The organism is Streptomyces sp. NPDC059008 (assembly GCF_042749045.1).
Lineage (GTDB): Bacteria > Actinomycetota > Actinomycetes > Streptomycetales > Streptomycetaceae > Streptomyces.
Window position 1 is genome coordinate 38,189 of the sequence record NZ_JBHYJC010000012.1, and the last position, 24,573, is coordinate 62,761.

Consider the following 24,573-nt stretch of genomic DNA (forward strand, 5'->3'; position numbering starts at 1 on the left):
GCTCGCTCCCGCATGGCGCTTGTCTCGTATGGAGGGTGCTTCTCGCGCTGGAAAGTGTGGCGATCATAGAGGCTGGCACAACAGCCGATCCAGCGACGCAGCCGTGATCGTCGGCACCCATGACGGAACTTCAGCCATTTCTGCTCGGCTCTGTTCGTACCGATTGCCCCCTTGGTCGTTTGTGACTTTCCGTTACGAGGCGGCGGAGACGCGCCGGTCACTCGTCTGGGCCTCCGAAACAGGACGAATAGCTTTAAATCCCGACAGGGTAGATGAGGTCTCCGAATCCGTCCCTGGAGGTATATGTGCCGCGCGCCCTGACGCCCGACGGGGCGGACCACCGCCTGCGGCGCGTGGCGGCCGTCATCACCTCCCTGAGCGCGCTGATCGCCACCTCCGTCGTCGCCGGACCCGCCACCGCCTCCGAGGCCGCCCTGTCGTGTGCGCTGGGGCGCACCGACGCGCACCACTCCGAGGGCGTGGACAGCTGGAACGGCTCCTACACGCGCCCGGACCGCCCGCTGCGCGCCGTCATGATCTACCTCTCCTTCCCCGACTCCCGGCCCGTCGCCGCCCCGCGGGCGCTCTCGCGCGACTACTTCCCCGCCACCTCCGCCTTCTTCGCGCGCGCCTCCTACGGGAAGTTCCGGCTGCGCGCGCATGTGCACCCCGCCTGGGTGAAGATGCCGCGCTCGTCGGACGCGTACGGGATACGGCGCGACTGGGACGCCGCCCGGCGCGCGTCCTATCTGCGCGACGCGGTCGCCGCCGCGGATCCGTCGGTGGACTTCAGCCGCTACGACATGGTCTATTTCGTCGCCGATCCGGACGCTCCCGGCGTCGATTCGGACGCCACCAAGGTCGTCAACCTCGACCAGCCGATGCATGCCGACGACCGTGACCTGCACCGATTCGTCACCGTCTTCGAGCAGAGCCCACCGGACCGCAATGTCCTCGCCCACGAGACCGGTCACGTCTTCGACCTCCCGGACCTTTACCACCGTCCGCGGGACGGCAAGGGTGACTGGGACACCTATGTGGGTGACTGGGACCTCATGGGCAGCCAGTTCGGGCTGGCCCCGGACCCCTTCGCCTGGCACAAGTGGAAGCTCGGCTGGATCGCCGACAACCAGGTCGACTGCGCCGATCTCACCGGCCCCACCATGCATTCGCTCAGGACCCTGTCCGCCCCCAGGGAGCCCCGCAGCCAGCGCCGGCCGCGGCTGCTGGTGGTCCGTACAGGGGAGGACAGTGCGCTGGTGATCGAGGCACGCGGTGCCGTGGGAAACGACCGCGGCGTGTGCACCGAGGGCGTCCTGGTCTACCGCGTCCGCAGCCAGACCCCGTCCGGGTCGGGGCCCGTCCAGGTCCTCGACGGGCACCCCGGCACCTCCGCCTGCTGGGGCACGTCCGTCTACCCGCCGCTCGCGGACGCACCGCTGGGCGTGGGGGAGAGCATGGACGCCGCCGAGGACGGCGTACGCATCCAGGTCGCGGGGCGGTCGAGCGACGGCGACTGGGCGGTCAAGATCGGGCGCGGCTGAGGCCCGCGGCGGTGGTGCACGCGCGGTGGCGCGCCGGACGGGCGTACACGGCACACGACGAAGGCCCCCACCGGAGTGAGGGCCTTCGACTGTCTGTGCGCCGCCAGGGACTCGAACCCCGGACCCGCTGATTAAGAGTCAGCTGCTCTAACCAACTGAGCTAGCGGCGCCTGCTGACGGGGAAAACATTAGCATCCTGGTCGGGGAGGACAAAAATCGGTTTCCCTCAGCCCGGCATCAGCGCGGAAACGGGGTGCTGAGCTGCGGTTTCCCGCTCCGCCCCGGCGGTCGCGCGGGCGGCGCGGACACAGGCCCACAGCAGGACGTCGGGCCCGGGGAGCCAGGGATCGCGGGTGCCGGGGGCGACCAGCCAGCGGGAGGCGGCGGGGCCGGCGGGGTCCTCCGGATCACCTGCCGGGCCGGTGCGCGGGTGCAGCGGCGGGATGGTCACCGCGTCCCCGCTGCCGTGGCACAGCAGCGGAGGGACCGAGGCGGACCACTCCTCCCAGACGAGCAGGGCGGGCAGCCGCTGGGCCGTGCCGGGCGCGGCGAAGAGCAGGATCCGGCCGCGGTGCGCCGCGACCGGACCCGAGCCGGGGCCGTCGGACCATAAGCGGTCCACCATGCGCCGCCCGAAGAGCGCCGGAGCGTTGATCACGTCGAAGGCGGTGCCGCAGGGCAGCGCGCTGGGCGCGGTCGGCTCCAGCGCCCACAGCGCGTGCATCTCGTCCGGGCGGGGGCTGGCGGAGGCGAGCCACTCGGCGCCCGCGAGTGTGACGTATGAGGTGGTGGGGAAGTCCAGGGTGCGGGGAGTCTCGGGCAGCCAGTCGCTCATGCCGAAACCTCGCTTCGCCCGGCCCGGCATTCGCGACACGCGCACCTTTTCATGATTCGCTCCCTGCGCTCACTCATGGGGACAGGTCTACCGATACGACGCGTACGGCCTTGGCTGATTGGCGGAAATCAGGACGGGGCGGTACGCGACCGGGTATCTTGCCCCCTCGCATATGCCAGCGGCTCATGGTCACGGACCATGAGCCGCACAGCGGGGTGGGAGGGTGTGCGCGCCGTCCGGCGCGATCTGGTGTGCTCAGTCCATGTCGCCCGGCAGGGTGCTGCCGCTGCGCATCAGGCTGCGGCCGAACTCGACCATCTTGCGGGCGTAGTCCTCGGTCCACTCCGCCTGCTCGGCCAGCACGGCCAGCGGCAGCCGGTCGAACCTGCTGGGGTCGGACAGCTGGGCGGCGGCCAGCGCCTGGAACTCCGTGGCGCGGTCGGCCGCGGCGCGGAAGGCCAGGGTCAGCTCCGTGGCGCGGCTGAGCAGCTCGCGCGGGTCCTCCATCGACTCCAGGTCGAAGAAGTGCTCGGGGTCGGCGGCTGCCTCGGGGGGCTCGAAGAGCAGTTGCGCGGGCCTCATGCGCCGGGGCCCCGGCGCCGTACCACGTGGGTCGGGAGCCGGTCGCGGCTCGGACATGTACCTACCTCCAGATCGTGTGCCGCATTCCATTGTCCCGCCCCGCGCAAGGGGGCCGGAAACCGTGCGCCCGTGCGGGGGCGCTACGGACGCCAGGCGACGCGATGTTCGTTCAGATGCGCCAGCACGGAGTGGTGGGCCTCCCACCCGTCCGGGAACTTGACCGTGACGCCCAGGCTGACCGGCTCGGTCGAGGGGTGCTCGTCCAGGAGGTCGGTGACGCCGGCGCGGCAGACGACGATGCAGGCGTGGCGGTGCCGCGAGGCGAGCACGCACAGCCGGCCGGTCTCCAGATGGAAGGCGGTGGCGTCGGGGCGGCCGGAGAGCGGATGGAGGACGACCGTGACGTCGAATTCGCGGCCCTGGAGGCGGTTGGCGGTGTCGACCGTGACCTCGGCGACGCCCAGGCCCGCGAGCGCGGCGCGGACCGCCGCGGCCTGGTCGCGGTGGGCGGTGCCGACCGCGATCCGGTCCGCCGTGAGCGGCGCCGGATCGGGCGAGAGCTCGCTGGTCGCCGCGCCGCCGCGGTCCAGCAGCCGGCGCACCACCAGGGCCACCGCGCCGACCGCCTCGGGGTCCGTGCGCGGCGTGTGGCGGGCGGGCAGCTCCAGCAGGCCCCAGCCGGACTCGGCGGCCTCGTCCAGGACGCGGTCCACGCCCGAGCCGTCGCCCGCCACGCCGAACGCCAGCCGGCGGTCGCCGTGGCCGGTGCCGCTGCGGAACGGCGTATAGGGGTAGAACGCGGCGGAGACCAGCGGCGCGGCCGAGGCGGGCAGGCGCCAGGAGACGGGCAGGCGGTGCTGGGGCAGGCCGGGGTTGTGGGCCAGGAGGGTGGCGACCGCGCTGGAGGAGGGGTCGTAGGCGAGCCCGGCCCACTGCTCCGCGCCGACGACGCTGAACGGGTCCAGCTGCCCGGGGTCGCCGACGAACAGCGCCCGCTCGAAGAGCCCGGCCACGCTCAGCAGCGCGTCCGACCGCATCTGGTAGGCCTCGTCCACGATGGCGTGCCGCCAGGGCTCGTCGACCTTGGTGTAGGCCCACTTCGCGGCCGTCGAGACGACGATGTCCATCCCGGCCAGATCGGCGACCTTCGCGGACGTACGGACCGCCGGCAGCTCGGCCAGCGCCGGGTCGAACGCGCCGGGCTCGCTGCTGTGCAGCCGGCCGACCGGCAGCTCGGGGTCCTTGGCGGCCAGCCGCAGGACCAGGTCGTCGACCTGGGCGTTGGTCTGCGCCACGACCATCAGCGGGCGCCCGGCGGCGGCCAGTTCGCGGGCCGCGCGGACCACCAGGGTGGACTTCCCGGCACCGGGAGGGGAGTCGACGACCACGCCGCGCCCGGGGCCGTGCAGCGTGTCGTGCAGGATCGCGTCGGTGGCTGCGGTGGCCGCGGCACCGGGGTCGAAGGCGGACCGGGTGGCGGCGGACGGGTCCTGGGCGGCCGTCATACGGCGGTGTGCTCCGGGCCGGTCCAGCAGCGGGCGCGCATCAAAGGAAGTCCTCCGGTGTCACGGGGTCGGGGGTCTCGTTCGGTGCGTCCCCGGCGGCGGGCGGCGGGCCGCCGTGCGTCCAGGGCGTGTCCTCGGGGTCCGGCAGCTCCGGGCCGCCGCGCGGGGCGTGTTCGAACAGCGTCCAGCACACCGTGTCGTCCGGCTCCGGTACGGAACCGGGCTCCGGTGTCCTGCCGCGCCCCATCCCGCCCGTCAGCCGCACCACCAGCCTGCCCGGCCCGCCGTCCGCGTACGCTACGAACTCGGCGGGCTGGGTCTTGCCGTCCGCCAGGGCGCGGTGGAGCCTGGTGCCCCGGGACAGCTGAGGGAGGTCGGCCGTCTCCAGCGTGACCAGCGGGCGCGGCATCGGGCGCCGGCCCTGGGACATCGCCATCTCGACGGCCGTGACCGTGCCCTCGAACGCCTCGCCGGCCAGCCGGCGCCCCGCCATCACCAGCGGGTCGTCCAGGGCTTCCTGGGCGTCCAGTTGAGCCTGCGCGGTCTCCCGTGCGGACAGCTTCTGCGCGGCGGTGACCGCGTCGTCCCGCTTGGGCTGCGGCGGCTCCCCGGCGCGCACCCGGTCGCGGTGCGCCGTGTACGACCAGCGGTCGCGCTTCCAGCGGTCGGCGACATGCGCGCCCTCCGGGAGCGCGCGCAGCAGGTCGACGCCGTGCCACACGGCGTCCCAGGCCGGCCGCAACTGGCTTGCCACCAGGGTCCGGAGCGCGTCCTCGGCGCCCGGCAGCCCGGCGTCGTAACGGGCCATGGCGGGGGCCAGCAGCCGGTTGTCGAACGCCGGGTCCGTGGCCGGGCCGGCCGGCGGGCACAGCAGCTGCCCATCCGCGTCCCGCGCCGACTCCGCGCGCTCGGCCGCCTCCTGGCCCGACAGTCCGCCGGGAGGGTCGATCCAGGCGAGCAGCGCGCCCAGGTGCTGGTCCTCCAGCGCGCTCTGGCCGCTCACCCAATGGCGGGTCAGCAGGCCCGTCATGGACTGCAGGAGACCGGAGCCGGGAACCCTGGCCCGCTCGCCGAAGTGCGTCAGCCAGCGGCCCAGCAGCGGGACGTGCGGCGGCGCGGGGTAGGGCGCCTCCGGCTCCTGCTCGGCCGTCCGCCGAAAGCGCATCGAACGGCCCAGCAGCCGGACGTAGTCGATGCCGGCGGCGCTCGGCACGATCAACTGCGGTGCGTCCGCGCACAGTTCGACCTGCACCGGGACCTTCTTGCCGGTCTCCGGGTCAGTCTCCTTGCGCTCCTCCCACTCGACGGCGTCCGCGAAGCCGTCCACGTAGGGCAGCATCGCATCGGCCAGTTCGGCCAGGAACGCGAAGCGCAGATCGCGGTCGCGCGGCTGCGGGACGACCAGCAGCGCGGGCTTGTCGCGGTCCGTGCCGACCAGCGCGCCCAGGGGGGCGCCGGCCTCGCCCGCGGTCGTCAACGGGACGAGGACCAGCGGCCGTTCGGACAGATGGCGGTGGCGGACCGTGCACCGCGGCTGGGCGCGGCCGGCCGCCACCGCCTCCATCCGGGCCAGCGTCTCGATCATCGACATACCGGCTCCGATGCCCGCTCAGCCGCCGCGGTCGCGCCGGCCAGCGCCCGGGCGCGCAGCGCGGCCGCCCGGCGCAGGGCGAGGACCGCCGGATCGTCCAAGCCGCCGGGGTCCGTCGAGGCGGCCGCGGCCAGCACCTCCTCGACGGTGCCCAGCCCGCCCAGCTCGCCCCGTACGCCGCGCCCCAGCGCCTCCACCGCGCCCTCCTGGCGCGAGCGCTTGCGGCAGTGGAAGGCCAGCTCGCAGGCGGCCAGGCACTCGGGGGCGTAGGCCGCGCCGACCGCCTCCACGGCCTCGGCCAGCTCCTCGGGCGGGCGGGTCGGGGTCCGGCCGTCGTCCGCGAGCCGGAGGTCGAACGTCGTGCCCTGCGGAAGGGCCGCGGCGATCTCCTCGACCCGGGTGAGGCGGGTCAGCTGCCGCCGGGTCGTGGCCAGCTGCTTGCGGACGTCGACGGCGGCGGCCGCGGGGAGGTTGGAGAAGTCCTTCGGGCACACCAGCAGCACCCGGTCGCTCACCCGCACCGCGCGGCCCGTATGCGCGGCGGCATGCCCGGCGACCTGCTCCAGGGCGAGCACATAGACCGCCGCCTGACGGGCCGCGGCCCCCACCTTGGCGGCGTCGGCCGAACCGTCGATCATCGGGAAGGACTTGATCTCGACGACCGTCCAGCCGCCGTCCGGATGCACCACCACCGCGTCCGGCTCCACATAGGCCGGCGAGCCGGCCACCTCCAGGACCAGCATCGGGTGGTCCAGCAGCGCCCAGCCGCCGGCCGCGGTCGCCTCGCGCAGCGCCAGCGCCGTACGCGCCGCCCGGCCCTCGGGCCCGGCCGCGGACAGATCGGGGGCGGCGATCTCCTCGGGCCCGGGCGGCGGGGTGCCGGGCGCGAACCGCTCGTGCAGCAGCCGCAGCAGCTCCGTGCCGCCGTCGGCCTTCACCCGGGCCTCGAAGGCGTTGCCCCGGATGAGCGCGAACTGGGACTGGCCGTGCGTCGCGGGCGAGCCCAGCGCCTGGGCCAGCGCGCCCTTGTCGATGCCCGCGCCGTCCAGCAGTGCGCGGCGCCGGCAGCCCGGGTTGGCGGCCAGGGCGGCGAGCGCCCGGGCGTCCAGCGAGCGGGGGCGTACGCCGGGGCCGCGCAGCTCGGTGAGCCTGGCCCGGCCCACGCCGGGTGGGGGCGCCGCCGGCCGCGGGCCCGGCGCCTGCCGCCCCGCCCCAGGGGCGGCCGACGCGGGTCGGCTGTCGCGGAAGGTGTTCACCCGCCGAAGTCTCGCATCCCGCACTGACACCCCACCGGCCCCGTCCGCGATCCGGCCCCCGCCCGTGAGCCGGCCCCCTCCCCGCCCGCGGACAAAACGCCCCCGTGCGCGAGAATGGGAGTCCCGCGGTCAACGTTGCCCGCACCGAGCAACGAATCAGCCGAGCGATCGGCGAGAGGTACGACCATGGCAGCGCGCATATTCCTGGCCAGGCACGGGCAGACCGAATGGTCCCTTTCCGGCAGGCACACCGGCCGTACGGACATCCCGCTGCTGGACGAGGGGCGGCGCGGCGCCAAGCTCCTGGGCGAGCGGCTGCACCACGCCCCCTGGAACGGCCTGCCAGGCGTCGAGGTCCGCACCAGCCCCCTGGTGCGCGCGAAGGAGACCTGCGAGCTGGCCGGCTTCGGCGACCGGGCGCAGGAGTGGGACGCGCTGATGGAGTTCGACTACGGCGCGTACGAGGGCCTGACCCCGCACGAGATCAAGGCCGGGCGGCCGGGCTGGCTGATCTGGCGCGACGGCGTGCCCGAGGGCGAGACTCTCGCCGAGGTGTCCGCCCGGGCGGACGAGGTCGTCGACTGGGCGCGGTCGGCCGACCGCGATGTGCTGGTCTTCGCGCACGGCCACATCCTGCGCGTCCTGGGCGCCCGCTGGCTGGGCCTGGACGTCTCCTTCGCCGCCCGCATCCGGCTGGAGCCGACGTCCCTGTCGGTGCTCGGCTGGGCCTACGGGGAGCCGGCGATCGAGCGCTGGAACGACACCGGGCACCTGGGCTGACCCGCCGCCGGTCAGCCGCCCGGGGAGGCCGAGGCCGCGTGCCGCTCCAGGAACACGGCGACCGGGGCGATCCCGCGGTGCGGCCGCAGCGTACGGGCCGTGCGGTCGAGCATCGTACGGATCCGGGCCGAGTGGACCTGCGTCAGCAGCGTCAGCACCCGGGTACCGGCCGCGGCGGCCTCCTCGGGCGCACCGCTGTCGGCGAGGTCGCCCGCCAGCTCCGCGGTGAACAGGGCGATGTTGCGGGTGAAGTGCGGATCCTGCAGGGCCACCGCGCGCTGCGCGTACTCCGCCGCGCGCTGCGCGTCACCCAGCGCCGACCAGCACTGCGCCTCCAGGCCCGCCAGCTCCGCCTCGCCGTAGAACGTCATCCACTCCGGGTCGCCGTCCCGCTGCCCGGCCGCGAACAGCCGCTCCGCGCGGGCCAGCGCCTGCTCGCAGCCGGCGCGGTCGGCCAGCCCCGCCCAGCCGCCCGCCTCCCGCAGCGCCAGCAGCGACAGCAGCCGCGGCGAGGCCAGCTGCTTGGCGGCCTGCTGCGCGGCCTGCGCGGCGCGCACCGCCTCGCGCGGGCGGCCGGCGTCCCGGGCGAGGAAGGCGGTGTTGCAGAAGGCGTGCGCCTCCAGGGCGGCGTCGCCGCAGACCCGGGCGGTGGCCAGCGCCTCCGCGTAGTGCGAGCGGGCGTCGTCGAAGCGGCCCGAGTCGTGTGCCAACCAGCCGACGGTGATGGCGAGTTCGCCCGCCCCGGAGTGCAGCCGGTCGGACACCTTGCGGTGCTGGACGTCTGCGTCCAGCAACTCGTAGGCGGCGCGCAGCGGCTGGGTGGCGCGGCGGTAGATGCCCTCCGCGCCGTGCCGGTCGTCCAGCAGCCGGATGTGGCGCACGGCCTGTTCGACGGCGGTGGCCTCGGCCGCGCCGGCCCGGCCGCCGACCGGGGTGCGCGGCGGCGGCACATGGACGGACGCGGCGGTGGCGGCGGCTTCGACGGGGTGCAGGGCGGCGAAGCCCAGGGCTGCCGCCGGGCCGCCGGTGATGAACGCGCGACGCAGCACGTCGCTCTCCTCGCAGATCTGGATACAGGTATCGCGGTGGTCGGGGTCGGTTGCCAGGGGCGCGGCGCTGACCGCCGCCGTACGCGCCCCCCGTCCGCGTACCGCCTCGCGAGGCGCGAATCCCATGTCGGGCAGCGTCAGCCCGGGGAACATGTGCCGAAACACCCGCTCGTAGGCGTAGTTCGGACACCGGATCTCCCCGGACTCGACGCGGCCCACATAGCGGGCGTCGCACGAGACCTGCTCACCGATCTCACGGGCGGCCCGTCGGACCGCCGCCGCGAACTCGCCTGGTGACAGCCGGCCGCGCAGCTGCCGGAATGCGGTGTTCGGGCGAGCGGGTACGGTGCGGGACGACGCTGAACGTGCTGCTGGCGACGCCATGGCGGACCCTCTCCGTGCCATCTTGTGGCGATGCCGCCTCCTGGCGGTGCGGCGGGACGACGGTACCGGCTGTCATGGCGCCGATACACACCCTTTGGCTACAAATCGGATATCTCGCGCGTGATCTGCCATGAACTGCCATCCTTTGCAGCGTTACGCCGCCGTAGCTGTTGACGTGCCGGACCGTTGAACTCGGTGTAAAGGGTGCGGCGCGTGCAGGAGGAGGGGTTCTCCGTGTGGGAGACCGGCGTGAGCAGGGGCGGCAACGGGTCCGCGGGCCAGGCCCAGGGCCGGCGCAAGCAGGTCGTCCCCGGCGGCACGGCCGCCGTACCGGTCCAGCCCTGTGATCTCGTCACGGTGCCCGCCCGGCAGGGGCTGGAGGCCGTCGACATCCTCCGGCTGCGCGACGGCGTCGGCCCCGTACTGCACGACGGGGCCTGCGACACCCTCGGCTTCCTGGTGCCCGCGGGCACGGCCGACGGCTGGGACGTGCCGGGCAGCGCGTGCACCCAGACCTACGGGCGGGCCGGTGTACCGGCCGGTGAGGGCGTAGCGGCGCAGCCGCCGGTCACCGGCACCGGCTGGCTGGTGTCACCGGAGGGCGCGGGCGCCGCCGCCACCGACCCGGTCGTGCTGCGCGCGGCGCTCGGCGAGGCGGCGCGGACGATCGAGGCCTGCGACCGCTGCCAGTGAGCGCCGGGCCGGGTGCGGATCGGGCCGCCGGGCCGGGCCCGCGGGCCGGGTCAGTGCGCGGGCTCGCCGGCCGCCGCCTCCGGTGTCGGGCCGCTCGCGGCCGCCGGAGCGCCGTCCCGTGCCGGGCGCGGGATGGTGGTGGCGCCCCGCCGGTCGCCCAGCCGGCGCTGTACGCCGCGCAGCAGCCGCGCCGCGGTGAAGCCCGCCCCGTGCACGAGGTGCATCGACGGGCCGAACGACGGGGCGCTGAGCAGCCCCGCGAAGAACAGCCCGGGCCAGGACGATTCGAATCCGGAGCTCAGCTCGGGCGCGCGGCTGCCGGCCACGGTCCGCAGGGTGGTGCGCACCCGGGGGTGGAGCAGCCGCAGCCGCCGGAGGTCGGGGGTGAACCCGGTCGCCGCCACCACATGGTGGGCGTCGAGGGTCTCCAAGCCGCCATCCGTATGGGTGAGATGGAGCCGCACCCCGTCGCCGTGCGGGACCGCGGCCCGGACCCGGTGGCCGAGCCGGGCCGGTACCGCGGGCTCGAAGCGCCCCCGCAGCCACCAGGCGCCGGCCGGGGCCGGCCCGGTCTCGGCGATCCGGACCCGGGTCGCCGCGGGCAGCCGGCGCACCGCCCACGGAAGGCGCGACCACGCCCAGTTGGGCCAGCCGGTGCCGAGTCCGGAGCGCGGATCGCGCAGCGCGCGCAGCAGGCCGCGGTCCAGGGGCTGCGGCGGGCTGTGCCAGTTCAGCCGGTCCGCGCGGGCCACCAGCGAGGGCCGGGCGCCCTGTTCGGCCAGCAGGGCCGCGGTCTCCAGCGCGGACTGCCCGGAGCCGATCACCGCGACGTCCCGGTCGGCGAAGCGGCGCAGATCGCGGTGGTCGCTGCTGTGCGAGGCGAGTTCCGGGGGCAGTTCGAGCAGCGGCCAGGGGCGGTGGGCGAACGGCACCATGCCGACGGCGAGCGCGACGGTCCGGGCCGCGATCAGCTCGCCGGTGCCGGTCTCGACCTGGAAGCCGTCGTCGCCGTCGGGGCGTACGGCGGTGACCGCGACCTCCTCGACCGGCGGCACCGCCCGCTCGCCGAACCACCTGCCGTAGGCGAGGTAGGTGTCCAGGGCCAGCGGGACGCCGTGCTCGGCGGTCAGGCCGTGGACGGCGCAGTACTCGGCCAGGTTGTGGCGGCCGGAGGGGGCGGAGAGGCTGGAGGACCAGGGCTCGGACTTGAGCAGCATGCCCTCGGGCATGTGCTCGCGCCACGAGGCCATCGGCCGGCCCAGGACCCGCAGCCGCAGCCCGGCCGCCGCCGCGTGCGCGGCGATCGAGAGTCCGTAGGGGCCGGCGCCCACCACCACGAGGTCGTACATGGATGCTGCCTGCGCTTTCTCATCGGTGCGGACTCAATCGGTGCGGGCGGCTCGCCGTGACGCCGCCTACCTGTTCGAGAGCGGGGACGGGGCGGGCGACCGGGGCGGGTCCGGCAGCGGGACGGCGGAGGGGTGGGCCGGCGGCGCGGGGACCGGCACGGGGCGGCGCCACCGGGGCGCGGCGGCGGTGGCCACCGCCTGCTCGTACACGCTCATCAGCGCCTCGGCGCTGCGCGCGATGTCATAGCGCCGCACCACCGGCGGCACCGGCAGCCGGCCCGGTTCGTGGCGCCGCAACTCCCTGAGCGCGGTGCCCAGTTCGTGGACGCCGGGGCTGAAGCGCCGGGCGCCGGGCGCCTGGTCCGCGGGCAGGTCCTCGACCGCCGGGCAGCTGCCGTAGAGCACGTGCAGCCCGGACGCCAGCGCTTCCAGGACGGCCAGTCCGAACGCCTCGTCCGGGGACGGCGAGACGAAGACGTCGAGGGCGGAGAGCAGGCCGGGGATGTCGGGCCGGCAGCCGGGCACGGCGCCTGGCGGCGCCGCCCGGACGCCCGCCGCGTGACCCATGGCGCTCGGCGGAGCCGCTGGGACGCGCTCGGCGCCACCCACGGCGCCTGGTGGCGCTGCTTGGACGCTCGCCGCGTCACCGACAGCGCCCAGCAGGTGAATGCGATCCCCCGACCCGAACTGCTCCGCCGTTCGCCGCAGCGTCTCCCGTTCCGGTCCCTCGCCCGCCAGCAGCAGGTGGACGCCCGGGAGTTGGGTCACCGCGCGGACCAGGACGTCGAACCGCTTGCCGGGCACCAGCCGGCCGGCGCCGCCGACCACGAAGGCGTCCAGCGGCAGCCCGAGCCGGGTGCGGACCAGGGCGCGGGCGGCCGGGTCGAAGCCGAAGCGGTGCGCCTCGATGCCGCTGTGCACCACGTGGATCCGCCGCTCGGGCACGCCCCAGCGCAGCAGCCGGGCGGCGACCGTGTCCGAGACGGCGACCGTCGCCGCGCCCAGCCGCTCGGTGGCCCGGTAGAGCGCGCGGACGCCGCGGGTGAGCCGGCGGCCCTCGATGACCGCGTCGCCCAGGGAGTGCTCCGTTGCGACCACGGCCCGTACACCGGCCAGCCGGGCGGCGATCCGTCCGTAGACACACGCCCGGTACAGGTGGGTGTGCACCAGGTCGTAGCCGCCGGCGCGGATCAGTGCGGCCAGGCGGGGGAGTACGGTCAGATCGCGGTCGCCGGTCATGTCGAGGTGGGTGACGGGGGTGCCGTCCGCCTCGATGCCGTCGGCGACCGGCCCCGGACCGGTCAGGGTGACGACCTCGCACTGGGCGGGCAGCCGGCGCAGCAGCAGCCGCAACTGCTGCTCGGCGCCGCCCATGTCGAGGCCCGTGATGACATGCAGAACCTTCACCGGGTGCCTCCAGGGGTGGGGGTAGCGGCCGGAGGGACGGTCTCGTCGGAGGGCCGTGCGGCGAGCCGGCCGCCCGCCGCCGCGCCCGCGCTCATCTGCCCTCCAGCCGGAGCAGTAAGGCCGCGGTGCGCAGCAGGATCCCGATGTCCTGCCACAGCGACCAGCTGTCGATGTAGAGGTTGTCGAACCGGGCCCGGTCCTCGGCCGAGGCGTCCCGGCCGAGCCCGTGCACCCGGGCGAGTCCGGTGATGCCCGCCGGCATCCGGTGCCGGTCGGCGTACTCCGGACAGTGCCGGGTCGACAGCCGGACGCGGCAGGCCGGCTCCGGGCTCGGCCCCACCAGGCTCATCTCGCCGCGCAGCACGTTCCACAGCTGCGGCAGCGCGTCCAGCGAGGTGCGCCGCAGCAGCCGCCCGACCCGGCTCGCCGGGGCGTCGTCCACCGCGCTCGGCGGTGCCGTCGTCGCCCCGTGCCCGTCGCCGCGGCGCAGAGTGCGGAACGTCAGCCGGGCGAAGGTGCTGCCGCCGCGGCCGGTGCACTCCTGCCGGAGGAGCACGCCGGGCCCGTCGGCGAGCCGTAGCGCCAGCGCGCAGCCCAGCAGCACCGGCGCCAGGGCCGCCAGCGCGGGCGCGGCCAGCGTGAGGTCCAGCGCCCGCTTTCCCCAACTGCCGTGCCGGGGCGGAGCGGTGTCCAGCGGCCGGCAGGCGAAGCCCCACAGGTGGTCGGTCCCCGGATGGGGCGTGCGGCCCTCGCGGGCGGCCGCGGCGCCGGCCAGCCAGATCGCCGAACCCTGGTCGACGAAGCTGCGCAGCAGCGCGGCGGTGTGCGCATCGGCGTACGGCGGCAGGGTGAAGACCGCGTCCCGCACGGTGTGCTGGACGACGGCCCGGGCGATGTCCTGGGGCGAGCTCAGCCGCGGCAGCGCGGTCCGGCTCGTGGCGTCCTCGGGCGGAGAGGGCGGCACCGGCACCGGCGGGACCACGCCCACCGGGCGCATCCCGTACTCGGGGTGGGCGGCGAGCACCGCGGCCAGCTGCCGGGCGGCCGGGTCGGCGCCGACGATCAGCGCGGCGCGCGGCCGGCGGCGGGCGAGGTCGCGGCGCGCCCGGTAGACCGCGGCCCGGCCGCCGCACACCAGCACGCCGTGCGCGGACACGGCGAGCACCAGCAGCGCGGGCGACAGCGCCCGGTCGGGGCGTACGGCGGCGAGCACCGCGGCCGTCGCGCACCAGCAGACGGCGCCCCGGCCCAGCAGCGCCGGCAGATCGCCCAGCGCGGTCGGCGCGGGGCCGGGACGGTAGAGCCCGGCCCGGCCGTGGAGCAGCAGCAGTGCCAGCAGCGCGGCGACGGGCAACGCCGGCGGCACGTCGGGGCCGAGGACGAGGAGCGCGGCGCCCGCGGCGGCCAGGCAGTCGGCGGCCATCAGCGGGGCGACGGTGCGCCGCCGCAGGCCGCGGCCGGGCCGGGGCGGCGGCAGGGTCGCCCGGCCCGATGCGCGCGGCGGACCGACCGCGACGGCCGGCGGTCGGGGGACCGCCGACGGGGGCCGGACCCGGGCGGCACGGGGTGCGTCGGTGCTCTCCGTCGTCATCGCTCGATCCGCCCCCCGCGCTGGGGGCACGGCACACCGGGGAGCCCGCGGTACATGTGGAGCACCGCGGGCCTCTCCCGCCACGGCTCGTCTTGGGCCGGCACGCACTGCTCCCCTGACTCCGAGCTGACAGAACTCTCAGCGGACCCTCTACGGACCGCGGGTCTTTCGGCGGTCTTCGCGGACAATTCTGGGACGCGTGGCTCAGCGCCCGGCGTCGGCCTGGAAGAAGAACGCACCGAGCAGATATCCGGGATCGCGAGTGGTGAAGCGGAAAGTGAGCCGATCGCCGCCGTACCGCAGTGCGGGCTTCAGGTCGAATACATCGGAATCGATTCCGAAGGTATTGCGGTAGGCGGGTTTCCGGGCGGTCTCCCGGCCGAAATCGGTGATCGTCGAATTCATCACATCATTCGCCGGGTTGGCGGTGTCCCGTAGCGCGTGCGGGCGGCGCCGGCCGCTTTGGACGGTGAGCCCGTCCGTTCCCACGCCCCGCTTCGCGCCGTAGGCCACCGTCCCCAGCCGGCCGTTCGCGTTCGCCGGGACCCGCAGCCCCGCCGGCCGCACCGACAGTGTGCGGCCCTGCCCGCCCAGCGGCTCGAAGCCGTCCCACAGCGCGATGCTGCGCAGCGGCAGCTGGGCGTTCTCGTACGCGACCACCAGCGTCCAGCCGCCCCAGGCGCCGGCCGTGGACCGGCCCGTCGCGACGTTGATCCGGCCCACCGTGTAGCCGCCCGGACCGCTTCTGCGCACCAGATCGGTGACGTCCGCGGACGCCTGGAAGCCGTCGGCGGCGGCGAGGGCGGTGCGGCGGCCGGTCACGGAGTCGGCGCGCACCTCCTGGTAGCGGCCGCCGGGCCCGGCGATCAGCACCCGGCCGTTGTCCTCGGCCGCCTTGCGCCCGCCGACCCGCAGGTTGCCGCCCCAGTACAGCCGGGCGTAGCTGACCCGGGAGCCGGCCGGGAGGCGCAGGTCCGCCGCGCTGGAGTTGGCGGTGCCGCGGTCGGAGTCGATGTCGACGTACGCCAGCCGGTGGTGGCCGCCGGCGCCGCCCTGCCGTTCGGCCGCGCAGGCCGCCGCCGCCCGGCGGTCCGTCCCGCCGCAGGTGACCGCGGAGTTGGCGGCGCGTGCGACACCGCCGTGCTGGGTCGCATGGAACCGTTCGGCGAAGGGAATGCGGGCGGATTCCTTGGGAGTCGGCGCGGCCGCCGAAGCCGGGGCGGCCGACAATGCCAAGGAAGCCAGCGCGCACACGCCGCGCCCGGTGCGGTCCATCGACTTCCGCATGTCTTCCTCTCCGACTTCTATCAGTCAAACAGGAGAGCACTCTGACAGAAATCATGTTGGAAACCGCGACAGGCACGCCGGATACCCCGGGGGGAGCCCGATCGGCACAATGGCGGATTTTGCCGGCGGGGCGGCTTGCTGCCAGAAGGGCTAATGATTACTGCCAGAAGGGCCAATGATTTCCCGTAAGGGGGAATGCCCGCATCCCCGCCTCATTCGGCTCGTTGTGACCGGGTGCCCCATTCGCGAACTGAAAGGAGAATGGGATGAAGCGGTTCGTCCAGTCCGTCGCGACGGCTGCAGCCGGCTGCGCCCTGGTGGTCAGTGGCGCAGGCATCGCGTCTGCCGGTGGCGGCGTCCCCCAGCAGGGTGGTCACGAGCGTGCCGGTCACGTTCAGTACATCCAGCAGAGCTACGGCGGCCACAAGAAGCACCGTCACGGACACCACCGTGCCGGGAACGTCGCCGTGGCCAAGGGCTACGCCAAGGGCTCCCCGGGCTTCCTGAGCGGCAACGTGATCCAGGTACCGATCAACATCCCGATCAACGCCTGCGGCAACAGCCTCAACCTCTTTGCGCTGCTGAACCCGGCGTTCGGGAACCGCTGCGTCAACGGCAGCATCGGAGGCAAGTAGTGCATTCGGCGGACCGCCCGGCCTCGCGGTCGCGGGCGGTCCGCCGCTCTGCCGTCCCCGCACCGTCGCACCACCCTGACCAGGGGGTACGGCATGCGGGACGACAGTCATACTGGAGGGCATGGCAAGGAGCAGGCGCGGGCGCGGAGCAGCGGAGTCCGTCACGGAACCGGTGGACGGCGGGCTCGCGGAGCTGCGGCCCGACCGGGACCGGCCGCGCGGCTGGACGCTGCTGCTCGACGGCGCCCCGCAGTCGCATGTGGACCTCGACGACCCGGCCTTCCTCGACTTCCCCTACCAGCGCCGGCTCGGGCACATCGCCGATCTCGTCGGGCCGCCCGGCGCCCCGCTGCGCGTCGTCCACCTCGGTGGCGGCGCGCTGACCCTGGCCCGCTACATAGCCGCGACCCGGCCCCGCTCCACCCAGCAGGTGGTGGAGATCGACGCGCCACTGGTCCAGTTCGTCCGCCGGCAGCTGCCGTGGGACGGCGGCTGGCGGATCCGGGTGCGCGGTGGCGACGCCCGCGCGGGCCTGGCGAAGATCCCCGACGGCTGGGCCGACCTGATCATCGCCGATGTCTTCGGCCAGGCGCGCACCCCCGCGCATCTGACCAGCACCGAGTTCGTGGCGGAGGTCCACCGGGCGCTGCGGCCCGGCGGGTACTACGCGGCCAACCTCGCGGACGGGCCGCCGCTGCGTTTTCTGCGCGGCCAGATAGCCACCGTCGCCGCCGCGTTCGCCGAACTCTGCCTGACCGCCGACCCGGCCGTACTGCGCGGCAAGCGCTTCGGCAACGCCGTCCTGCTGGCCTGCGACACCGCACTCCCGCTCGCCGAACTGACCCGCCGCGCGGCAACCGACCCCCAGTCCGGGCGGGTCGAACACGGCCGCGCGCTGGCGGACTTCACCGGCGGCGCGGCCCCGGTCACCGACGCCACGGCCGTCGCCTCCCCGGCCCCGCCGGCGAAGACCTTCGACTGACCCGGCGCAACACCGGCGCCGGCCCGGCTCAGGCCGCCTGGTTGCTGATCTGCACCGCCGGCGGATGCCCGTTCCAGGTGCAGAACACCGACGTGTGCGCGCCGGCGCCCGTGAAGTCGACGCGGATCCACTGCTCCTGCTTCCAGACCTGCATCTCCCAGCCCGAGTTCGGGGTCGCCGACACCAACTCGGCGGAGGAGCCGGCCACGCTGAAGACGACCCGGCCGCCCGCCGTGGAGTAGCTCTTGATCTCGCCGCGGGAGGGGTACCCGGAACCGCCCGGCGGTACGGCGGACCGGCCCGGCCGGGTCGCGCCGGTGGGCGAGGGCGTGGCCGGTTTCGACGACTTGCCGTCGGCGGGTGCGGGGCCGCGTCCCGCCGAGGCGGACGGTTTGGGGCGATGGGTCGAGGAGACCCGCGGCGTCGCGCCGCCGTTCGCCCCCGAGGAGGCCACCTGGTCGGAAAGGGGCAGCGCGCGGGGGGCGTCGTACACCGTGCCGGACAGCACGGTGTGCACGCCGAACCACGACAGGGTGACCGCGGCGCCGGTCGCCAGGGTCCAGGCCGCCGCGTGAACCAGTCCTCGTTGCATTTGGCTCATACTGCACCACCGGCCCGTCCGGTTGCAGCCGGTCTGCGGGGGCGGAACAGACTGTTCCGGCGTCAACCTCGGGTAAAGGGACTGACTCGAATGGCGTACGGTGCCGCCCATGGCACGTGTGCTCGTGGTCGAGGACGACCAGTTCGTCCGCTCGGCCCTCATCCGGCATCTGACCGAGGCCGCCCACACGGTGCGCAGCGTCGGGACCGCACTGGAGGCGCTGCGCGAGGTGGCGCAGGTCGGCTTCGACGTGGTCATCCTCGACCTCGGCCTGCCCGACCTGGACGGGGGCGAGGCGTTGAAGATGCTGCGCGGCATCACCGACGTCCCGGTGATCATCGCCACCGCCCGGGACGACGAGGCCGAGATCGTCCGGCTGCTGAACGACGGCGCCGACGACTACCTCACCAAGCCGTTCTCCGTCGAGCACCTCTCGGCCCGGATGTCCGCCGTGCTGCGCCGCTCGCGGGCCGGCGCGGCCGGCGCGGAACCGCCCTCACGAGTGATCCGGGTCGGCGGCCTGGCCATCGACCCGCTGCGCCGGCAGGCCGAACTCGACGGCGTCGCGCTCGACCTGACCCGCCGGGAGTTCGACCTGCTGGCCTTCCTCGCCGGACGCCCCGGTGTCGTCGTGCCGCGCAAGGAGCTGCTCGCCGAGGTCTGGCAGCAGTCCTACGGCGACGACCAGACCATCGACGTCCATCTGTCCTGGCTCCGCCGCAAACTGGGCGAAACCGCGGCACGCCCCCGGTATCTGCACACCCTGCGGGGTGTGGGGGTGAAGTTGGAGCCGCCACAGTGAGCGTCGCGCGCGAGGCCGCCGGGCCGCGGACGGCGCCGAGAGTCGTACCTGTGCGCCTCGTGGGCGGAGCAGCGAAGGATGGGACACCGTGAGATGGGCCCTGGTCAAGGTGGCACTGGCGGTCACCACGATGGTCGTGGTCGCCTTCGCCGTCCCTCTCGGACTGGTCGTCAAGGAGCTGGCCCGCGACCGCGCCTACTCCAACGCCGAACGGCAGGCCGCGACCATCGGCCCGGTCCTCGCCATCACCACCGACCGTGCCCAGCTGGAGCGGGCGGTCGCCAGCGCCGAGACCGGGCCGGGCGGCCGGATCGGCGTCCACGTCCCGGCGGCCGGCAAGAACGGCGCCCCGGCCGAGATCGGCTCCCGGCGGGCCGCCCCCGCCGCCGTCGCGGCCGCCGTCCGGCTCGGCCGGGCCTCCATCTCGCCGGTCCCCGGCGGCTCCTCGCTCCTGCAGCCGACCGCCGTCGCCTCCGGCATCGCGGTCGTGGAGGTCTTCGTCCCCGACGCCGCGCTCACCAACGGCGTCGCCACCTCCTGGGTGGTGCTGGCCGGCGTCGGCCTCGCGCTGGTCATCGGCTCGGTGGCGGTCGCCGACCGGCTCGGCACCCGTATGGTGCGGCCTGCCGAGCGGCTCGCGGGCGCCGCCCTCGACCTCGGCAAGGGCAGACTCGGCGTACGCGTCCCGGTGGACGGCCCCAAGGAGCTGCGGTCCGCGGCCAGCGCCTTCAACTCCATGGCCGACCAGGTCGTCCAGCTGCTCGCCAACGAACGCGAACTGGCCGCCGACCTCTCGCACCGGCTGCGCACCCCGCTGACCGTCCTGCGTCTCAACACCGCCTCGCTCGGCGACACTCCGGCCGCCGAGCAGACCCGGGCCGCCGTCGAGCAGCTGGAGCGCGAGGTCGACCAGATCATCCGCACCGCGCGCGAGCAGAAGGCGCCGACCCGTCAGGCGGCGGCCGCGGCCGGCTGCGACGCCGCGGAGGTGATCCGCGAGCGGATGGCCTTCTGGTCGGCGCTGGCCGAGGACGAGGGCCGTACCGTGCGCGTCGCCGGCGCGGAGAACCCCGTACGCATCCCGGTCGCCCGCCCCGAACTCGCCGCCGCCCTGGACGCGATGCTCGGCAACGTCTTCCGGCACACCCCCGAGGGCACCGCCTTCGCGGTCGATGTGCACAACGCCGAGGAGGCCGTGATCGTGCTGGTCTCGGACGCCGGTCCCGGCATCGCCGACCCCGACGCGGCGCTGCGCCGCGGCTGGTCGGGCGGTGGTGGGTGGGGGCACCTCCCAGCGGTAGCCGGGGGAGGCTCGACCGGCCTCGGCCTGGACATCGTGCGCCGGCTGGCCGAATCCACCGGCGGCGATGTGCGCCTGGGGCGCTCGGTCCTGGGCGGCACCGAGGTGCGGGTCTGGCTGGCGCTGGACGGCGGCCGCGACCGGCACGGCGTACGCCGCGGCCACCGGCTGCGCCGCACGCTCGGCGGTCGGGGACGGCGGGCCGCCCGCGCCGGCTCCTAGGGCCTGTCCGATGGGTCATGGCCGGGTCCGCGGCGTCTGGCACGGCACCTCGCGGCGTTGCCGAAACGTCCCGAGAGCTCCGCTATCGGGACGCTCCGGCGCCTTGCGATGTACCGCACCAGACGCCGCGGCCTTTCCGACCCTGACCATCGGACAGGCCCTAGGACGTGTCCGTCAAGACCCGCTCCGGCGACCGGGCCCGCGGCATAGACCGGTGGTCTTAACCACCCCCTTCCGCTCCCTTAAGGCAGCCATAATTCCGCCAACCGCCGTACAGATACCGGCATTTGTCCGTTTCGCTGCCGCTAGCGTGCGGGACGCACCACGGTGCACCCCAGCCCCCCCCACGTGACGACAGGCAGGCACCAGATGACCCCCTCGGCACACCGCCGGCACAAGAGTCGTACCACCCAGCTGATCGTGGCCGGCGCGGCCGTGGCCGTCGCGGCCGGCGGCGCCTTCGCCGTCGCCGGCTCCGCCATGGCCGGCAAGGCGCCACGGACCCCCGGCGCCGCCAAGGCCGCGGCCGGCTTCGCCCCGTACGTCGACACCTCCCTCAGCCCCGCCTACGACCTGACCGGCACCGCCGAGAAGACCGGGGTGAAGAACTTCCACCTCGCCTTCATCACCTCCGGCGGCGGCTGCACTCCCAAGTGGGGCGGTACGGGCGAGCTCGGCGACAACCCGGTGGCCCAGCAGATACCCCGGCTGCGCACGGCGGGCGGCGACGTGCGGGTCTCCTTCGGCGGCGCCAACGGCTCCGAACTCGGCCTGGCCTGCGGCTCGGCGGACGAACTGGCCGCCGCGTACGGCAAGGTCATCGACCGGTTCAAGCTCACCAAGGTCGACTTCGACATCGAGGGCGGCGCGCTGCCCGACACCGCCGCCAACACCCGCCGCGCCCAGGCCGTCGCCCAGCTCCAGAAGAAGCACCCCGGCCTGGACGTCTCCTTCACCCTCCCGGTCATGCCCGAGGGCCTGACCCAGGACGGGGTGAACCTGGTCGCCGACGCCAAGAAGAACGGCGTCAAGGTCTCAGCCGTCAACATCATGGCGATGGACTACGGCCCCTCCTACGACGGCGACATGGGCACCTACGCCACCAAGGCCGCCACCGCCACCCAGGGGCAGATCAAAAAGGCCCTCGGCCTGAGCGACGCGGCCGCCTGGAAGGCCGTCGCCGTGACGCCCATGATCGGCGTCAACGACGTCCAGAAGGAGGTCTTCAAGGTCGAGGACGCCACCCAGCTGGTGAAGTTCGCCAAGGCCAAGCACCTGGGCGGGCTGTCGATGTGGTCCTCGACCCGCGACAAGGCCTGCGAGGGCGGCCCGTCCCCCTCCGCGCAGCCGACCTGCAGCTCCATCGAGCAGGGCCCGCTGGACTTCACCAAGGCCTTCGGCGCCTACACCGGCTGATACCAGGTCCCACCCCCACCGGAGGTCCGGCCCGTCGTCCCGGACCACCGTCCCCCAGGGCGTGTCCGCACACGCCCTAGGCGGGGCGCGGCGGCCCACCCCCCACCCGCTGCGCCCCGCCCCGCACCGCCACCCGGAAGGCGATCGGGGTGCTGCCGGTCTGCCGCTGGAAGAACTTGCTGAAGTTGGTGGCGTCGGCGAAGCCCAGCCGGTCCGCTATCCGGGCCGCCGACTGGTCGCCGTGCGCCAGCAGCCGCTTGGCCTCCAGCGCCACCCTGCGGTCGATGAACTCCTTCGCCCCGGTCCCCGCGGCGGCCTCGGTGGCCCGCGAGAGGGTGCGCGGCGCGTAACCCAGCGCGCGGGCGTAGTCGGCCACCCGGCGGCTGCGGGTGAAGCCCCGCTCCACCGCGTCCCTGAAGCGCAGGTACGTCTCGCTCGCCTCGCAGCCGGCGGCCTCGCCGTCGGCCGGCCCGCCCGCGTGGGCGACCCGCAGCACCAGTACGGCCAGCAGGTGCCGCAGCACCTCCAGATGGATCTCCAGCGGCAGCCCGCCCAGCGCCCCGAACTCCTGGTGCAGCTGGCGCATCGCCTCCTCCACCCGGCGCGCCGCCGCGCCCTGCGGATGCCGTACGGGCGGCCCGTACCAGTCCTCGATCCGGGCCGCGGCCGCGGTCGCCGGATCCAGGAAGCCGGCCTCGAAGAGCACCAGCCGCCCCTGTGCACCGCTCAGATCACCGAAGTGCTGGACCTGCCCGGGGCGCGACCACAGCAGATCGCCCGGGGCGAGCGGATGCTCCCGGAAGTCGACGCTGTGCACCAGCCGGCCGCTGTCCAGGGTCAGCAGATGGTGGAAGCCGGGGCGGTGCGGGGTGGCCAGCTGGCAGGCGTCCGCGCGCTCGCGCAGCTCGGCGAGCGTCATCACCTCCAGGCCCGCGGGCCGCCCGGCCGGCGCGGCGAACGCGACCTCCCGGATCTCCGGAACGGGCTCCGGCTCCTGCTGTCGCTTTTTGACCATCCCCGGTCCCTTCGCCACCCCGAAATGTCCCGCTACCAGCTCTAGCGTAGAAGACGTCAGCGAGTCAGCTGACCGAAAACGTCAGTCCGCAGCACCGGCCACGCCGACCACCGGACACAGCACAGCTGGGAGTCACCATGTCCACGATCGCCCTCTTCGGAGCCAACGGCACCATCGGAAGCCGCATCCTCCACGAGGCCCTCCAGCGCGGTCACCAGGTCACCGCGGTCGTCCGCGACCCCGCGAAGATCACCACGACCCACCCGAACCTGACCGTGACCACCGGCGACATCCTCGACCCGGCCTCCGTCGCCGCGGCGGCCGAGGGCCAGGACGTGCTGGTCAGTGCCGTCGGCGGCGGCGACGGGCCGGGCCATGTCGCCACCATCAAGCCCGCCGCCGAGTCCCTCGTCGCCGGTCTGCGCACCCTCGGCGACGCCGCGCCCCGGCTGATCGCGGTCGGCGGCGCCGGCTCGCTGCGCACCCCGGACGGCAAGCAGGTCTGGGACGCGGAGGGCCTGCCCGAGTTCCTGCTGCAGATCATGCACGCCCACGGCGACGCGCTGGACTTCTACCGGACCGTCTCCGACGTGCGCTGGACCAACCTCAGCCCGGCCGCCACCATCGCGCCCGGCGAGCGCACCGGCGGCTACCGCACCGCCACCGACGACCTGGTCACCGCCGCCGAGGGCAGCAGCCGGATCTCCACCGAGGACTACGCCGTCGCCGTCCTCGACGAGATCGAGCGCCCCCGGCACATCGGCGAGCGCTTCACCGTCGGCTACTGATCCGCGCCGCCCGGCTCCCTGCCGCCCCGCCGGGCGCAGCCCATAACGTTCAAGGCCCCCGACCTGAGGTCGGGGGCCTTGACATGGGGTGAGTAACGGGACTTGAACCCGCGACATCCTGGACCACAACCAGGTGCTCTACCAGCTGAGCTATACCCACCATGACCGGTGCTGTGTGGTTCCTTTTCCCCACCGGCTGAGAAAAAGTGTACAGGGTCCGGAGGGGTGCTCGCGCCCAGGTTTTCCACCTGCCGGGCGCGGGCGTGTCTTTCGGGTCACGGCAGGTCAGGCCGTGACCCGAAAGACAGCCCCGGCCGCCTTACGGCGACGGTGCGGACTGCGGTGCCGGCTGCGGTTCGGCCGGCAGGACGTGCTTGGCGGCGATGGCCTTCGCGGTGTCCGAGTCGGGGCCGGGCTGCGGCACGAAGACCGCCTCCCGGTAGTAGCGGAGCTCCGCGATGGATTCGCGGATGTCCGCCAGTGCCCGGTGGTTGCCGTTCTTGTCCGGACTGTTGAAGTAGGCCCGCGGGAACCAGCGCCGGGCCAGCTCCTTCACGGACGACACATCGACGATCCGGTAGTGGAGGTAGCTCTCCAGCGTCGGCATGTCGCGCAGCAGGAAGCCGCGGTCGGTGCCGACGGAGTTGCCGCACAGCGGCGCCTTCCCCGGCTCCGGCACATGCTCCTTGATGTAAGCGAGCACCTGCGCCTCGGCCGCCTCCAGCGTCGTTCCGCCGTCCAGCTCCGCCAGCAGCCCGGAGGCGGTGTGCATCTGGCGCACCACCTCCGGCATGGTGCTCAGCGCCTCGGCCGGGGGGCGGATCACCACATCCACCCCGTCGCCCAGCACATTCAGCTCGGAGTCGGTGACCAGCGCGGCCACCTCGATGAGCGCGTCATTCGCCAGCGAGAGTCCGGTCATCTCGCAGTCGATCCACACCATGCGATCGTTCATACAT

The 24,573-nt window shown here is 74.4% G+C and carries 21 protein-coding genes, 2 tRNA genes and 1 pseudogene; 9 read left to right on the plus strand and 15 right to left on the minus strand.

Annotated features, from left to right (window positions below):
- Nucleotides 1-272: 272 nt before the first annotated feature.
- Nucleotides 273-1,544, plus strand: a complete 1,272-nt coding sequence (locus ACFWZH_RS17085) for a M6 family metalloprotease domain-containing protein (protein ID WP_384430901.1) — start codon at nucleotides 273-275, stop codon at nucleotides 1,542-1,544.
- 96 nt (nucleotides 1,545-1,640) lie between these two features.
- On the opposite strand, the gene ACFWZH_RS17090 is transcribed toward ACFWZH_RS17085, so the two are convergent.
- From ACFWZH_RS17090 to ACFWZH_RS17115, 6 genes are all read right to left on the minus strand, one after another.
- Nucleotides 1,641-1,714: transfer RNA gene (locus tag ACFWZH_RS17090), tRNA-Lys, on the minus strand.
- Nucleotides 1,715-1,770: 56 nt separating this feature from the next.
- Nucleotides 1,771-2,379, minus strand: coding sequence for a bifunctional DNA primase/polymerase (locus tag ACFWZH_RS17095; RefSeq protein ID WP_384430903.1), 609 nt, complete (start codon nucleotides 2,377-2,379; stop codon nucleotides 1,771-1,773).
- A gap of 255 nt (nucleotides 2,380-2,634) precedes the next feature.
- The gene (locus tag ACFWZH_RS17100) at nucleotides 2,635-2,961 is read right to left on the minus strand and encodes a hypothetical protein (RefSeq protein WP_384430906.1); all 327 of its coding nucleotides are present in this window, start codon (nucleotides 2,959-2,961) and stop codon (nucleotides 2,635-2,637) included.
- A gap of 140 nt (nucleotides 2,962-3,101) precedes the next feature.
- Complete coding sequence (locus ACFWZH_RS17105) at nucleotides 3,102-4,466, minus strand: AAA domain-containing protein (protein ID WP_384430909.1); 1,365 nt, start codon at nucleotides 4,464-4,466, stop codon at nucleotides 3,102-3,104.
- A gap of 40 nt (nucleotides 4,467-4,506) precedes the next feature.
- Nucleotides 4,507-6,057 (minus strand): hypothetical protein, encoded by a 1,551-nt coding sequence (locus tag ACFWZH_RS17110; protein ID WP_384430912.1) that lies wholly within the window; start codon nucleotides 6,055-6,057, stop codon nucleotides 4,507-4,509.
- Complete coding sequence (locus ACFWZH_RS17115; RefSeq protein ID WP_384430915.1) at nucleotides 6,048-7,313, minus strand: hypothetical protein; 1,266 nt, start codon at nucleotides 7,311-7,313, stop codon at nucleotides 6,048-6,050. The genes ACFWZH_RS17110 and ACFWZH_RS17115 overlap by 10 nt, the downstream gene beginning before the upstream one ends.
- A 186-nt stretch (nucleotides 7,314-7,499) precedes the next feature.
- Between ACFWZH_RS17115 and ACFWZH_RS17120 the strand changes: the two genes are divergently transcribed.
- Nucleotides 7,500-8,093 (plus strand): histidine phosphatase family protein, encoded by a 594-nt coding sequence (locus ACFWZH_RS17120; protein WP_384430918.1) that lies wholly within the window; start codon nucleotides 7,500-7,502, stop codon nucleotides 8,091-8,093.
- Between the two features lie 11 nt (nucleotides 8,094-8,104).
- On the opposite strand, the gene ACFWZH_RS17125 is transcribed toward ACFWZH_RS17120, so the two are convergent.
- A complete protein-coding gene (locus ACFWZH_RS17125; protein ID WP_384430920.1) occupies nucleotides 8,105-9,526 on the minus strand; it encodes a tetratricopeptide repeat protein in 1,422 nt (473 codons plus the stop codon).
- Nucleotides 9,527-9,739: 213 nt separating this feature from the next.
- Here ACFWZH_RS17125 and ACFWZH_RS17130 point away from each other — a divergent pair, with 213 nt between their 5' ends.
- The gene (locus ACFWZH_RS17130) at nucleotides 9,740-10,219 is read left to right on the plus strand and encodes a hypothetical protein (RefSeq protein ID WP_384430923.1); all 480 of its coding nucleotides are present in this window, start codon (nucleotides 9,740-9,742) and stop codon (nucleotides 10,217-10,219) included.
- Between the two features lie 50 nt (nucleotides 10,220-10,269).
- Here the strand turns inward: ACFWZH_RS17130 and ACFWZH_RS17135 are convergent, their stop codons facing one another.
- The 4 genes from ACFWZH_RS17135 to ACFWZH_RS17150 form a co-directional block, all read right to left on the minus strand.
- A complete protein-coding gene (locus ACFWZH_RS17135; protein WP_384430926.1) occupies nucleotides 10,270-11,568 on the minus strand; it encodes an NAD(P)-binding domain-containing protein in 1,299 nt (432 codons plus the stop codon).
- A gap of 66 nt (nucleotides 11,569-11,634) precedes the next feature.
- On the minus strand, nucleotides 11,635-12,975 hold the full coding sequence (locus ACFWZH_RS17140; RefSeq protein ID WP_384430929.1) for a glycosyltransferase: 1,341 nt from the start codon (nucleotides 12,973-12,975) through the stop codon (nucleotides 11,635-11,637).
- A 91-nt stretch (nucleotides 12,976-13,066) separates the two neighbouring features.
- Nucleotides 13,067-14,566, minus strand: coding sequence for a sugar transferase (locus ACFWZH_RS17145; protein WP_384430932.1), 1,500 nt, complete (start codon nucleotides 14,564-14,566; stop codon nucleotides 13,067-13,069).
- Between the two features lie 204 nt (nucleotides 14,567-14,770).
- Nucleotides 14,771-15,853, minus strand: a complete 1,083-nt coding sequence (locus ACFWZH_RS17150; protein WP_384430935.1) for a hypothetical protein — start codon at nucleotides 15,851-15,853, stop codon at nucleotides 14,771-14,773.
- 266 nt (nucleotides 15,854-16,119) lie between these two features.
- Here ACFWZH_RS17150 and ACFWZH_RS17155 point away from each other — a divergent pair, with 266 nt between their 5' ends.
- Both ACFWZH_RS17155 and ACFWZH_RS17160 read left to right on the plus strand, forming a co-directional pair.
- On the plus strand, nucleotides 16,120-16,488 hold the full coding sequence (locus ACFWZH_RS17155; protein WP_384430938.1) for a chaplin: 369 nt from the start codon (nucleotides 16,120-16,122) through the stop codon (nucleotides 16,486-16,488).
- 121 nt (nucleotides 16,489-16,609) lie between these two features.
- The gene (locus ACFWZH_RS17160) at nucleotides 16,610-17,470 is read left to right on the plus strand and encodes a spermidine synthase (protein WP_384430940.1); all 861 of its coding nucleotides are present in this window, start codon (nucleotides 16,610-16,612) and stop codon (nucleotides 17,468-17,470) included.
- A 28-nt stretch (nucleotides 17,471-17,498) separates the two neighbouring features.
- On the opposite strand, the gene ACFWZH_RS17165 is transcribed toward ACFWZH_RS17160, so the two are convergent.
- Nucleotides 17,499-18,062, minus strand: a complete 564-nt coding sequence (locus tag ACFWZH_RS17165; protein ID WP_384430943.1) for a hypothetical protein — start codon at nucleotides 18,060-18,062, stop codon at nucleotides 17,499-17,501.
- 118 nt (nucleotides 18,063-18,180) lie between these two features.
- Between ACFWZH_RS17165 and ACFWZH_RS17170 the strand changes: the two genes are divergently transcribed.
- From ACFWZH_RS17170 to ACFWZH_RS17180, 3 genes and pseudogenes are all read left to right on the plus strand, one after another.
- Nucleotides 18,181-18,873 carry a response regulator transcription factor gene (locus ACFWZH_RS17170; protein ID WP_384430946.1) on the plus strand — a complete coding sequence of 231 codons (693 nt, stop codon included), beginning with the start codon at nucleotides 18,181-18,183 and terminating at the stop codon, nucleotides 18,871-18,873.
- An 88-nt stretch (nucleotides 18,874-18,961) separates the two neighbouring features.
- Complete coding sequence (locus ACFWZH_RS17175; RefSeq protein WP_384430948.1) at nucleotides 18,962-20,395, plus strand: sensor histidine kinase; 1,434 nt, start codon at nucleotides 18,962-18,964, stop codon at nucleotides 20,393-20,395.
- Nucleotides 20,396-20,914: 519 nt separating this feature from the next.
- A pseudogene (locus ACFWZH_RS17180) lies at nucleotides 20,915-21,811 on the plus strand (chitinase); the annotation flags it as partial.
- Between the two features lie 76 nt (nucleotides 21,812-21,887).
- Here the strand turns inward: ACFWZH_RS17180 and ACFWZH_RS17185 are convergent.
- Nucleotides 21,888-22,826 carry an AraC family transcriptional regulator gene (locus ACFWZH_RS17185; protein WP_384430951.1) on the minus strand — a complete coding sequence of 313 codons (939 nt, stop codon included), beginning with the start codon at nucleotides 22,824-22,826 and terminating at the stop codon, nucleotides 21,888-21,890.
- A gap of 137 nt (nucleotides 22,827-22,963) precedes the next feature.
- On the opposite strand from ACFWZH_RS17185, the gene ACFWZH_RS17190 reads away from it, so the two are divergent.
- Nucleotides 22,964-23,614: an NAD(P)-dependent oxidoreductase gene (locus ACFWZH_RS17190; RefSeq protein WP_384430954.1), complete on the plus strand. Its 651-nt coding sequence runs from the start codon at nucleotides 22,964-22,966 to the stop codon at nucleotides 23,612-23,614.
- Nucleotides 23,615-23,698: 84 nt separating this feature from the next.
- On the opposite strand, the gene ACFWZH_RS17195 is transcribed toward ACFWZH_RS17190, so the two are convergent.
- Both ACFWZH_RS17195 and orn read right to left on the minus strand, forming a co-directional pair.
- Nucleotides 23,699-23,774: transfer RNA gene (locus ACFWZH_RS17195), tRNA-His, on the minus strand.
- A 159-nt stretch (nucleotides 23,775-23,933) separates the two neighbouring features.
- Nucleotides 23,934-24,569, minus strand: a complete 636-nt coding sequence (gene orn / locus ACFWZH_RS17200) for an oligoribonuclease (protein WP_384430957.1) — start codon at nucleotides 24,567-24,569, stop codon at nucleotides 23,934-23,936.
- Between the last annotated feature and the right edge of the window lie 4 nt (nucleotides 24,570-24,573).

What these genes read in the sequence shown, in the direction of transcription:
- ACFWZH_RS17085 (WP_384430901.1), top strand. Translation starts at nt 273, where the DNA reads ATGAGGTCTCCGAATCCGTCCCTGGAGGTATATGTGCCGCGCGCCCTG.
- ACFWZH_RS17095 (WP_384430903.1), bottom strand. Translation starts at nt 2,379, where the DNA reads ATGAGCGACTGGCTGCCCGAGACTCCCCGCACCCTGGACTTCCCCACC.
- ACFWZH_RS17100 (WP_384430906.1), bottom strand. Translation starts at nt 2,961, where the DNA reads ATGAGGCCCGCGCAACTGCTCTTCGAGCCCCCCGAGGCAGCCGCCGAC.
- ACFWZH_RS17105 (WP_384430909.1), bottom strand. Translation starts at nt 4,466, where the DNA reads ATGACGGCCGCCCAGGACCCGTCCGCCGCCACCCGGTCCGCCTTCGAC.
- ACFWZH_RS17110 (WP_384430912.1), bottom strand. Translation starts at nt 6,057, where the DNA reads ATGTCGATGATCGAGACGCTGGCCCGGATGGAGGCGGTGGCGGCCGGC.
- ACFWZH_RS17120 (WP_384430918.1), top strand. Translation starts at nt 7,500, where the DNA reads ATGGCAGCGCGCATATTCCTGGCCAGGCACGGGCAGACCGAATGGTCC.
- ACFWZH_RS17125 (WP_384430920.1), bottom strand. Translation starts at nt 9,526, where the DNA reads ATGGCGTCGCCAGCAGCACGTTCAGCGTCGTCCCGCACCGTACCCGCT.
- ACFWZH_RS17135 (WP_384430926.1), bottom strand. Translation starts at nt 11,568, where the DNA reads ATGTACGACCTCGTGGTGGTGGGCGCCGGCCCCTACGGACTCTCGATC.
- ACFWZH_RS17145 (WP_384430932.1), bottom strand. Translation starts at nt 14,566, where the DNA reads ATGACGACGGAGAGCACCGACGCACCCCGTGCCGCCCGGGTCCGGCCC.
- ACFWZH_RS17150 (WP_384430935.1), bottom strand. Translation starts at nt 15,853, where the DNA reads ATGCGGAAGTCGATGGACCGCACCGGGCGCGGCGTGTGCGCGCTGGCT.
- ACFWZH_RS17155 (WP_384430938.1), top strand. Translation starts at nt 16,120, where the DNA reads ATGAAGCGGTTCGTCCAGTCCGTCGCGACGGCTGCAGCCGGCTGCGCC.
- ACFWZH_RS17160 (WP_384430940.1), top strand. Translation starts at nt 16,610, where the DNA reads ATGGCAAGGAGCAGGCGCGGGCGCGGAGCAGCGGAGTCCGTCACGGAA.
- ACFWZH_RS17165 (WP_384430943.1), bottom strand. Translation starts at nt 18,062, where the DNA reads ATGCAACGAGGACTGGTTCACGCGGCGGCCTGGACCCTGGCGACCGGC.
- ACFWZH_RS17170 (WP_384430946.1), top strand. Translation starts at nt 18,181, where the DNA reads ATGGCACGTGTGCTCGTGGTCGAGGACGACCAGTTCGTCCGCTCGGCC.
- ACFWZH_RS17185 (WP_384430951.1), bottom strand. Translation starts at nt 22,826, where the DNA reads ATGGTCAAAAAGCGACAGCAGGAGCCGGAGCCCGTTCCGGAGATCCGG.
- ACFWZH_RS17190 (WP_384430954.1), top strand. Translation starts at nt 22,964, where the DNA reads ATGTCCACGATCGCCCTCTTCGGAGCCAACGGCACCATCGGAAGCCGC.
- orn (WP_384430957.1), bottom strand. Translation starts at nt 24,569, where the DNA reads ATGAACGATCGCATGGTGTGGATCGACTGCGAGATGACCGGACTCTCG.